The sequence below is a fragment of the Sporosarcina sp. P7 genome, from assembly GCF_002743425.1.
Classification (GTDB): Bacteria; Bacillota; Bacilli; order Bacillales_A; family Planococcaceae; genus Sporosarcina.
Window position 1 is genome coordinate 1 of sequence record NZ_PDZF01000028.1, and the last position, 11,048, is coordinate 11,048.

Annotated in this window: 10 protein-coding genes; 1 reads left to right on the top strand and 9 read right to left on the bottom strand. The window is 44.6% G+C overall.

All coding sequences use genetic code 11. The annotated features are described in order from the left end of the window. Positions 1-691: 691 nt before the first annotated feature. From rpmE to CSV60_RS15460, 7 genes are all read right to left on the bottom strand, one after another. Positions 692-907, bottom strand: a complete 216-nt coding sequence (gene rpmE, locus CSV60_RS15430) for a 50S ribosomal protein L31 (protein WP_099631243.1) — start codon at positions 905-907, stop codon at positions 692-694. Between the two features lie 442 nt (positions 908-1,349). Further along, positions 1,350-2,630, bottom strand: a complete 1,281-nt coding sequence (gene rho, locus CSV60_RS15435; RefSeq protein ID WP_099631242.1) for a transcription termination factor Rho — start codon at positions 2,628-2,630, stop codon at positions 1,350-1,352. Positions 2,631-2,790: 160 nt separating this feature from the next. Next, positions 2,791-3,756, bottom strand: a complete 966-nt coding sequence (glpX, locus tag CSV60_RS15440) for a class II fructose-bisphosphatase (RefSeq protein ID WP_099631241.1) — start codon at positions 3,754-3,756, stop codon at positions 2,791-2,793. Positions 3,757-3,893: 137 nt separating this feature from the next. Beyond that, entirely contained in the window at positions 3,894-5,171 is a 1,278-nt protein-coding gene (locus CSV60_RS15445) for a UDP-N-acetylglucosamine 1-carboxyvinyltransferase (RefSeq protein WP_099637591.1), read from the bottom strand. Positions 5,172-5,191: 20 nt separating this feature from the next. Beyond that, positions 5,192-5,839 (bottom strand): fructose-6-phosphate aldolase, encoded by a 648-nt coding sequence (fsa, locus tag CSV60_RS15450; RefSeq protein ID WP_099637592.1) that lies wholly within the window; start codon positions 5,837-5,839, stop codon positions 5,192-5,194. Positions 5,840-5,935: 96 nt separating this feature from the next. Next, complete coding sequence (locus CSV60_RS15455; RefSeq protein WP_099637593.1) at positions 5,936-6,793, bottom strand: class II fructose-bisphosphate aldolase; 858 nt, start codon at positions 6,791-6,793, stop codon at positions 5,936-5,938. Positions 6,794-6,891: 98 nt separating this feature from the next. Continuing rightward, positions 6,892-7,260, bottom strand: a complete 369-nt coding sequence (locus tag CSV60_RS15460) for a response regulator (RefSeq protein WP_099631237.1) — start codon at positions 7,258-7,260, stop codon at positions 6,892-6,894. A 240-nt stretch (positions 7,261-7,500) separates the two neighbouring features. Between CSV60_RS15460 and CSV60_RS15465 the strand changes: the two genes are divergently transcribed. Next, positions 7,501-8,028 (top strand): DUF2529 family protein, encoded by a 528-nt coding sequence (locus CSV60_RS15465; protein WP_099631236.1) that lies wholly within the window; start codon positions 7,501-7,503, stop codon positions 8,026-8,028. 605 nt (positions 8,029-8,633) lie between these two features. Here the strand turns inward: CSV60_RS15465 and CSV60_RS15470 are convergent. Then, positions 8,634-10,235: a CTP synthase gene (locus CSV60_RS15470; protein ID WP_099637594.1), complete on the bottom strand. Its 1,602-nt coding sequence runs from the start codon at positions 10,233-10,235 to the stop codon at positions 8,634-8,636. 173 nt (positions 10,236-10,408) lie between these two features. Further along, positions 10,409-10,906: a DNA-directed RNA polymerase subunit delta gene (gene rpoE / locus CSV60_RS15475; protein ID WP_233189652.1), complete on the bottom strand. Its 498-nt coding sequence runs from the start codon at positions 10,904-10,906 to the stop codon at positions 10,409-10,411. Between the last annotated feature and the right edge of the window lie 142 nt (positions 10,907-11,048).

The window sequence follows — 11,048 nt, forward strand, 5'->3', positions numbered from 1 at the left end:
AAAGGAAACTATCTGGAACGCCTATTGCGTACAGAAACAATCAGGTTGCATGATAGATAAGAGATTACATACGGATTGTAGAGTACTTCTTCATGTGCGTTTTATCGAGTGTCTACTTGACAGGGGGTAAGTCATGTCTTTGAGCGGATACGCACGCGGATAGAGCGCATGACGCACGACTTTGAGCGGATACACACGCAGATTGAGCGCATGCGCAACTATGAGCGGATACGCACGCAGATTGAGCGCATTACGCGCGACTATGAGCGGGTACACACGCAGGTTGAGCGCATGCGCAACTATGAGCGGACACGCACACGGATTGAGCGCATAACGCACGACTTTGAGCGGGTACACACGTAGATTGAGCGCATAACGCAAGACTTTGAGCGGATACACTCGCGCATTGAGTGCAAAACGCGCAACTATGAGCGGGTACCGCACGCAGGTTGAGCGCATAACGCGCGGCTTTGAGCGGATACACACGCGCATTGAGCGCATAACGCACGACTTTGAGCGGGTACACACGTAGATTGAGCGCATAACGCAAGACTTTGAGCGGATACACTCGCGCATTGAGCGCATAACGGGCGAATATGAGCGGATACACACGCACATAGAGCAACTTACACAATAAATTAATAAAAATACCCGTCTGGCATGATTGCACCTGACGGGTATCTGGCTTTTATTACTCTTGTCCTTCTGACTTGATGCCGTATTTTTTGTTGAAACGGTCAACTCGTCCATCTGCAGTAGCAAACTTCTGACGGCCAGTATAGAATGGGTGACATTCTGAGCAAACTTCCACTCGAATATCTTCTTTTACAGAACCTGTTTCAAACGTATTGCCACATGAGCAAGTTACTGTTGAAAGTTTGTAATTGGGATGAATTCCTGCTTTCATCGATATCTCTCCTTTCGCCCTGAACCATCTGGAACAGAGTGTGAAATTATGGATGTTTTATTAACCAGTTGTCAATAAAACGATCGATGCCGTACACGACCCGTGTTTGTCAGCCGTATATGCGGTGTACAGAAATACTGTACTTGATTAGTATAGCAAAATCCGATACGTTGTGCAACTGTTTGATTTGGATATTTAATGGGATTGACGGACTTGGTTATGAGTTGGATTTCCGCTACAGCCGGGGGACGCTTTCCGGAGGGCCACTCGTTGAGCCAACCAGGTCGCGAGGCTCCCTTTTGGTTGTCTCAACGCTTGGGCTGATCCTTCTCGAGTCGTCTCCCAGCTTTCGCTGCAATCTTTACTTAGTAAGTACGCATATCACTCATTTACATTTAATTAAGAACAAAACAAGAAAATCCAAATCCTAAATCTTAGTAAATCAGATAAGTCCTTTGCCTTTTTTCGCTTTCATTTCTTCGTTAAGCTTATTGAAAAATTCTTCATTGGTTTCAGACTGGCTCAATTTTTTCATGAAGCGTTCGGTAAAGTCGTGGGAATCTGAAAATGTCTTTCTGATGGCCCACAGTTTTTCCAAGTTGTCTTTCGGAATGAGTAGTTCTTCTTTTCGTGTGCCCGAGCGACGGATGTCGAGTGCCGGGAAAATTCTGCGTTCGGCCAGGTTGCGGTCTAGGTGTAGCTCCATGTTGCCAGTTCCTTTAAATTCCTCGTAGATGACTTCGTCCATGCGCGAGCCGGTTTCGACTAGGGCTGTGGCAAGGATGGTTAAGCTTCCACCTTCTTCGATGTTACGTGCAGCACCAAAGAATCTTTTTGGTCGATGGAAGGCCGCTGGGTCGATTCCTCCGGACAGTGTTCGGCCGCTCGGTGGGATGACTAGGTTGAATGCACGTGCCAGCCGTGTGATAGAGTCCATTAAGATAATGACGTCACGTTTACTTTCGACAAGACGCATTGCGCGTTCGAGAACGAGTTCCGCTACTTTAACATGGTTTTGTGGCACTTCATCGAATGTGGAACTGACTACGTCTGCTTTAACTGACCGTTCGATGTCCGTTACTTCTTCTGGTCGTTCGTCGATCAGTAGTACAATGAGTTCCGCATCGGGATGGTTTGTTGTGATTGAGTTGGCGATTTCTTTCAACAACATCGTTTTTCCGGCTTTTGGGGGGGCGACGATTAAGCCACGCTGACCAAATCCGACTGGAGAGACAAGGTCCATGATACGTGTGGAAACATTGTTCTTTGATGTTTCCAAATTAATTTGACGGTCTGGATACAAAGGTGTTAATGCCGGGAAATGAACGCGTTCGCGTGCGACTTCTGGATTTTGCCCGTTGACTGCTTCCACTTGTAGTAAACCATAGAAACGTTCGTTTTCTTTTGGTGGACGGACTTTACCTGTTACTTTGTCACCGTTACGTAGATCAAAACGACGGATTTGAGATGCGGAGATGTAGATATCTTCCGAACTGGATGAGTAATTAATAGGACGTAGGAATCCGTATCCTTCCGTTTGAATAATTTCGAGGACGCCTTCCATGAAGAAGAAACCTTCTTGTTCAGCGCGAGATTTTAATATAGCGAAGACCAATTCTTTCTTTGTCAGTTTGCTATAGTTGGTAATCTTAAACTGCTTTGCCAGAGAGTAAAGCTCTTTGAGCGTCATATTCTCGAGGTCCGCGAGGGTAATCATTGTCATCTATGCGTACACCACTCTTCATTTATTGTATAGAATATTTGGCACAGTAAATAGAAAGGAGAGTACGAAATGTACTTCCTTTCCTTCAGTAGCCGGACATTATGGATCTAGATAGTTTTAGGAAATAGGAACCCGGTTGTGACACCGGGTATTGAGGGAGTTAGTTTTGCATTACGAGAAGAGGTTTTTTCTTCATGCTGTGGCGACCTTCTACGAAACGAATAGTTCCTGATTTCGAGCGCATAACGATCGACTGAGTTCGGCAGTATGCACCTTTAAACTGCACGCCATCCATCAATTCGCCATCTGTTACGCCAGTTGCTGCGAAAATGCAGTCGTCGCCTTTTACCAAATCGTCCATCATCAGAACTTTGTCCACGTCGATGCCCATTTTCATGCAACGTTCTCTCTCTTCATCATTAGAAGGAACGAGACGTCCTTGGATTTCTCCGCCTAGACATTTCAATCCAACCGCTGCGATTACCCCTTCAGGAGCACCGCCTCTACCGAATAAAATATCCACGCCTGTATCATCGAAAGCTGTGTTAATAGCGGCTGCAACGTCGCCATCTTCGATCAATTTAATACGCGCACCCGCTTCACGAATCTCTTCAATGATTGCTGCGTGACGTTCACGATTCAAAACAGATGCCACTAGGTCAGATACTGATTTATTTTTCGCTTTTGCTACAGCCTTCAAGTTATCTGTAACGCTTGCATCGATATCAATTTTACCTACCGCTTCAGGTCCTACTGCAATTTTGTCCATGTACATATCCGGTGCATTTAGTAAGTTGCCTTTATCTGCAACTGCCAGAACAGCTAGCGCGTTCCATCCACCTGCTGCTACAATATTTGTACCTTCAACTGGATCAACAGCGATATCTACAGCAGGTCCGTGGCCTGTTCCAAGCTCTTCACCGATATATAGCATAGGTGCTTCGTCCATTTCACCTTCACCGATAACGACTACACCTTCCATAGGAATTGTATCGAATACTGTACGCATTGCTTCTGTCGCTGCGTCATCTGCTTCGTTCTTCAAACCGCGTCCCATCCAGCGAGCTGCCGCAACGGCTGCTGCCTCTGTTACACGTACTAGTTCCATTGATAAACTACGTTCCATAATGTTTTGTTCCTCCTGTTTGCGGTAAGGCGCGTATTGCGTATTACCTTTCATTTGCCTACGTCCGCATCCATCGGCTACTTTCTTAGTAATGGATGTGTCGTTTGAGTCCATTATACACGTTTTGGCAATTAGCGTCACTCAGAAATTGAAGATGGAGTGAGCACGTTCACTTTATTGATATCGGCGCCGAGATGTTGCAGCTTCTCAATAATATCGCCATAGCCACGTTCAATATGTTCAATTGCATGAATCTCTGTTTCTCCGCTTGCTAATAATCCCGCGATCAATAGCGCAGCTCCCGCTCGTAAATCTGTAGCTTCAACCGTTGCAGCTTGCAATTCCGTTGGTCCTGTTATGATGGCTGATCGACCCTCTACTCTACCGTCCGCATTCATTCGACGAAGCTCATCGATTTGCTTAAAGCGCGCTGGATAGATTGTGTCTGTCAGGATGGATGAACCTTCTGCCTGTGTCGACAAAACACCAAATGGTTGCTGCAAGTCTGTTGGGAATCCTGGATACACGAGAGTTTTCACATCGACAGCGTGAAGTTTTTCGGTTTTCGGAATGTAGATCTGTTCTTCACCGACTTCTACTTTCACACCCATTTCACGAAGTTTTGCTGTTACAGCTTCAACGTGCAACGGAATGACGTTATCGATTGTGACACCATCACCAATTGCAGCCGCCATGATCATATGTGTGCCTGTTTCAATGCGGTCTGGAATGATTGTGTGTTTCGTACCATGCAATGTTTCTACGCCTTCGATACGAATAACGTTCGTTCCTGCACCTTTAATATTTGCGCCCATATTGGAAAGCAAAGTCGCGACATCAATAATTTCAGGTTCTTTCGCTGCGTTTTCAATAATCGTTTTGCCTTTTGCTTTAACTGCGGCCAGCATGATATTAATCGTAGCCCCCACGCTGACGACGTCTAAATAAATTTTCGCGCCATGAAGTTCATCTGCACGCAAATAAATAGCGCCATGTTCATTTTCGACTTTTGCGCCAAGTGCTTCAAAGCCCTTTATATGTTGATCTATCGGGCGTGGACCCAAGTGACAACCTCCAGGTAACCCGATGACTGCGTGCTTAAACTTGCCAAGCATCGCTCCCATCATATAGTAGGATGCACGAAGTTTTTTTACGTTACCGTTAGGCAATGGCATAGAAATGATTTCAGTTGGATCGATGATCATCGTGCCATCTTTCATTTCCACTTTGCCGCCGATTTCTTCGACGAGCGCCTGCAATGTATAGACATCTGAAATTTCGGGAAGACCTGCAATTGTAACAGGTGAGTCAGCTAGAATAGCAGCGGGAATAAGTGCCACTGCGCTGTTCTTCGCTCCGCTCACTCTGATCGTTCCTTGCAGTCGTTTTCCCCCTTTGATTTTATAAACGTCCATTTCAAGCTCCTTTTGTTCTATCACTTATTCGCTCTGGTTTCCCAGTCCTTCAAAAACTGGTCGATTCCTTTAGTTGTCAATGGGTGTGCAAACAGACTTTGCAGTACGTTGAATGGAGTCGTTGCAATATGCGCTCCTGCAAGTGCGGCAGCTGTAATATGCTGTGGATGTCTGATAGAAGCTGCGATGATTTGTGTATCTACGTCGTGAATTGTAAAGATATCCGAGATAGTTTCAATTAATTCGACACCATTTTGGCCAATGTCATCTAAACGTCCGATAAATGGTGAAACGTATGTCGCGCCTGCGCGAGCTGCAAGCAAGGCTTGATTGGCACTGAAAATGAGCGTGATGTTCGTTTTGATACCTTCTGCCGCAAATACAGAACAAGCTTTCAACCCTTCAGGTGTCATCGGTAATTTTACCGTGATGTTTTCCGCAAGTGCTGCAAGTTTACGCCCTTCTTCAATCATACCTTCTGCATCCAGAGCGATTACTTCCGCACTGACAGAACCGGGTACGAGTGCCGTAATTTCTTTCAAGCGCTCATGGAATGAAATATTTTCTTTCGCAACAAGCGATGGGTTGGTTGTGACACCAGAGATGATCCCCCAGCTATGCGCTTCTTTAATTTCCTCAAAATTGGCTGTATCAATAAAAAATTTCACGTGTGTTGTCCTCCTAGTTGTGGTTTATTCATTTAGCTAAAAAGCAAAAGAAGGAGACATAGTGCGCTCCTCCTTTGTTCTATCGAAACTCTGTAATTACGCTTGCTTTGAACTGCCGAACTCGCGCATTTTGCCGATTACTGTTGCTTTAATCGCTTCGCGCATTGGTCCAAGGTACTTACGTGGATCATAGACTTCGGAATCTTCGTTTAAGATGTCGCGTACAGCTTTTGTGCCTTGAATTTGATTTTCTGTGTTGACGTTGATTTTGGATGTGCCAAGTGAAATAGCACGTTGAATATCCTTCGTTGGAATTCCAGTACCGCCGTGCAACACGAGTGGAATATCTCCTTGTTTAGAGATTTCTTCCATTTCTTCAAATCCAAGATTCGGTTCGCCTTTATACGGTCCATGTACAGAACCAAGTGCAGGTGCTAGACAGTCGATACCCGTCTGAGCTACAAGCTCTCTACATTCAGCTGGATCTGCATAAATAACGCCGTCTGCAATCACGTCATCTTCCTGACCGCCTACTACGCCAAGTTCAGCTTCTACCGATACATTATGTTGCTTTGCGAAATCTACCACTTTCTTCGTGATTTCAATGTTTTCTTCAAGTGGCTTAGAAGATGCATCAATCATAACAGACGTAAATCCTGCTTCGATCGCTTCTTTACACTTCTCAAAGCTAGAACCGTGATCCAAATGAATTGCTACCGGCACAGTTGTACCGTAGTCTTCCATTAATCCTTTGACCATCATAACGACTGTTTTGAATCCGCCCATATAACGAGCAGCGCCTTCTGAAACACCTAAAATAACAGGCGATTTCTCTTCTTCAGCAGCTTGTAAGATCGCTTGCGTATATTCCAGGTTATTCAGGTTAAATTGACCGATTGCATAGCCTTTCTCTTTACCTTGAATCATCATTTCCTTCATCGAGACCAGTGGCATGTAAAATTCCTCCTTGAGTTTTCCACGAATTTTTATGAGTTTTCATTATATTAATTTCTATCCACTAGCATATCAAATTCATGCGCTGATTACTACTATCAGACGTCTAGTACCCCCAACCTTTTTAAGATACTATCACGCACTTCGAATATATCAAACGGCTTGGTAAAGTGCTGATCAATACCAAGTTTATCGGCGTCTTCAAGTAATTCTATTTCACTGTACGCCGTCATCATCATGACAATTGCGTCAGGCGAGAGGGTTCGGATTTCCCGTAATACTTCGACGCCATTCATACCTGGCATCTTCATATCAAGTAAAATACAGTCTGGATTATGTTTCTGAACTATTTCTAACGCTTCTTTTCCATTTGATGCAAGCGCTGTCATTATTCCTGTTGGTTTGAAGATTTCCTCCAGTAATAATCGAATCCCTGGTTGGTCATCTACAATTAATAAATGCTTCATCCATACAACTCCTATCCCCTAATTTTACACGTTTGATTATACGTCGACAGTTTTGTGCGACTCTTATGATCCGTATGTAAAAGTATTGCATTTATAGAAAAATATCCATACGCCTATATTTCTATTTTATTCGCCTATGTCATATTATTCAAGAAAATTCAAATAACTCCTCTATTTTTCGTATACTATTTTTGCACTTCTCTCTTTTGTCACCTATACTGAGCTTTTGGAGGGATTTATATGAAAATATTGACGACACAAATTAGAGGTCTTCTGGAGAGAATTGCAGAAGGACAAGAAGAGTCGATGGAAGAAACTGCACGTTTATTGGCGCAAGCGTTAGTAGGCGAAGGACGAATCATCTTGGCAGCTTTTGATGAATTAGAAGCTGTTACTGCGACTGCACTAGACGGTGTCGAACCGTTAGATGGGGCTATTCGTTACACAAAAGAGCTGGAGCTGACGACAGCGGATCGCGTATGGTTGCTTGTGCGAAAGGCAGATCACCCCGTCGCGCTTGAGTTGGCACAGAAGCTAGCAGATCAATTCGTTCCGTTCGCTGTGTTGGCTGCAGATAAAGAAGATGACGACAATGAACTCGCTTCTCTTGCCTACACGTATATTTCGACAGGTTTGAAAAAAGGATTGATTCCTGGTCCTACGGGCGAAAGAATCGTACAACCCCACGCGCTCGCTGCGTTGTTTGTATATGAAGCAGTAAAGCTGTCGATCGATGATATGTTGGCGGATGAAGTAGAGGAGCTATAACTCTGGATAGGCTGGAAGTAGTGTCGGGTAGGGATTTGCGCTCTAGGCGGACGCGTTCTGGAGGGTGGGCGGTGAACCACACCCCTCCGCTTCGCTCCCGTTGGGTGTTTCACCTGTCCCACTGATCCTCCCAGAGTCGCCGCCTGCTAGTGCAAAGATGTGCTCCTAACGCTGCGCTTTTACTCGCAAAAGCCGTCCTTCGTTACGGCTCTCGCTCCAATCCCTTGCAATGTGAGTGGGTGATACTTATCAAGGTCCATTGAAGTTCCGATTGTAATTACTTTTTCTGTTGGACTTTTATTTGAACTTGAACTGAACTAAGTTTAGGGCTAAAGAATATTTGCATACTACTTCCAGTAAGTCGTCTACATCCATCCACTACAAAAGTAGGATTGTAGCGGAAGATGGGGGCGACTCTGGGAGGATCAGCGCGAGTTCAAGACCCCGCAGGGAGCGTAGCGAACGAGGAGGCTTGGGCCGCGCCCTCCAGAACGCGTCCCCCATCTGGAGCGGAAATCCCATGCACTCACTCCACTTTCTTATCTCCAGTCATATATTAAGTCAAAAATGCCCACAGAAGAAAAGTCTTCTGTGGGCATTGTTTTTTAGTTTTTATGCTCAAGCGCCGCGCGGATAAAGTCGCGGATCAGTGGAGATGGACGATTTGGGCGGGAAGCGAATTCCGGGTGGAACTGGCAAGCAACGAAGTATGGATGATCTTGCATCTCCATAATTTCGATCAAGCGACCGTCCGGGCTAATTCCAGAAACGATGAACCCTACCTCTTCCAACTGCGCACGATATGCCAAGTTCATTTCATAACGGTGGCGATGACGCTCGTACACTAACTCCTCGCCATATGCAGCGAAAGCCTTCGTGTTTTCAGCTACCTTACATGGATAAGCACCTAGACGCAATGTACTATCTGCTTCGCGTGCTGTACGGCAATCCGGATGGAAAGTCGTAATCTGATGCTCAGTCTCTGTGTCAAACTCTAGTGAATGAGCCGTTTTCAGACCGATGACGTTACGTGCAATTTCAGTAGCTGCTAACTGCAAACCTAAACTGATACCAAAGAATGGAATCTTCTGTTCACGTGCATACGTGATCGCTTCAATTTTACCGTCAATTGCACGATCTCCGAAGCCACCCGGTACCAGAATACCGTCCACGTCACAAAGAAGTTCTGCTACATTTTCAGAAGTCACATCTGCCGAGTTGATCCACTTAATATCGATATCTGCATCGAACGCGTATCCAGCGTGACGCATAGCTTCAACCGCTGAAATGTATGCATCTTGTAATTCTACATACTTCCCAACTAAACCGATTGTTACTTTTTCTTTTAGTGACTTAACCAACTTCACTAGGTCATTCACTTCAGAAAGTTCAGGCTGGGGTGTTTCAAGACCTAAGTAATCGACGACTAGCTGATCCATGTTTTGTTCATGCAAACGAAGAGGTACTTCATATAGAGTTTCTGCATCAAGTGCTTCAATCACTTCTTCTGGCTTGATGTTACAGAATAAGGCAATCTTGTCCTTCATTTCTTGTGGTACAGGATACTCGCTTCGCACAACGATCATGTTCGGCTGAATTCCTAGACTACGCAATTCCTTTACACTGTGCTGTGTCGGCTTCGTTTTCATTTCACCAGCTGCATGCAAATATGGAATGAGTGTGTTGTGGATGTACATTACGTCATCTTTCGCCAGATCCGTTTTCAACTGACGAATGGCTTCGAGATATGGCAATGATTCGATATCTCCTACACTTCCACCAATTTCTGTAATTACGACATCCGCGTTCAATGTTTGACCTGCACGTTTGATCAATTCTTTAATTTCGTTAGTAATATGCGGGATTACCTGAACTGTTGCCCCATTGTATTCACCAGCGCGTTCTTTGCGTAACACAAGATCATACACTTTTCCCATTGTTACGTTGGAGTAACGGTTACATTCTATGTCAATAAAACGCTCGTAGTGACCGATGTCCAGATCCGTTTCCGCTCCGTCTTCCGTTACGAAAACTTCCCCGTGCTGATACGGACTCATCATGCGTGGGTCGATATTAATATATGGATCAAATTTTTGGTTCGTAACTTTCAAACCGCGGTTCTTAAGTAAACGTCCGAGTGATGCCGCGTTGATACCTTTACCTAAAGAAGAGACGACGCCGCCTGTAATGAAAATATATTTTGTCATGTGTAGTGCCTCCATTTATTCTTTTTCCAAATTATTAGGGTCGATATAAAATCAAAAAAGCGCCCCGTTTGTAGCGTAACTACAATAAGGAGCGCGTATACACGAATTAATGTGTCCTTTTCAGGAGCCCATCCAAATCTTATATTTTTGGGCACTAAAAGTCAAGCCAATTATTACTCTTCCTCGTACTCTTCTTCATCCTCTTCCTCTTCATCGTCTTCATCGATATCGAGTTCTACTTCAGGAATAACTTCCAGGTCATCATCAGGATCGATTAAATCTTCATCGATTTCGACTACTTCCTCTTCTTCTTCCTCTTCTTCGTCGTCAGCGTCATCTTCTTCGCCAAGTTCAACGTATTCTTCATCGAAAATTTCTTCTTCGTCATCATCTTCGTCTTCGATGTCATCTTCGTCATAATCTTTTTTCTTCTTTTTCTTCTTGCGCACTTTCACGACAGGTGCAGTTTCTTCTTCGATCTGATCAACTGGATACCATTCGCGTAAGCCCCAACGGTTGTCCTGGATCGCTAGAAATCTGCCATCGATGTTCAGGTCTGTATAGAATTGAAGGAGTTTCGCTTTTAATTCGTTCTCGGTAATACCTGTAAGTTTACGGAACTCTTCCATCAATTCCGCCAACGTAAGAGATTCACGTCGTTCGGTCAGCACCTGATGATAGTCGCCCCCCTTAAAATGGACACAGAAGATGTTATAGTTGTAGGAACATACTGTCACGGGAGGGGTTCATTTTGGAATTCATAAAAAAGGGCAGAAAGAGAATATTATCTTTTGAACAGAAATGCACAATCGT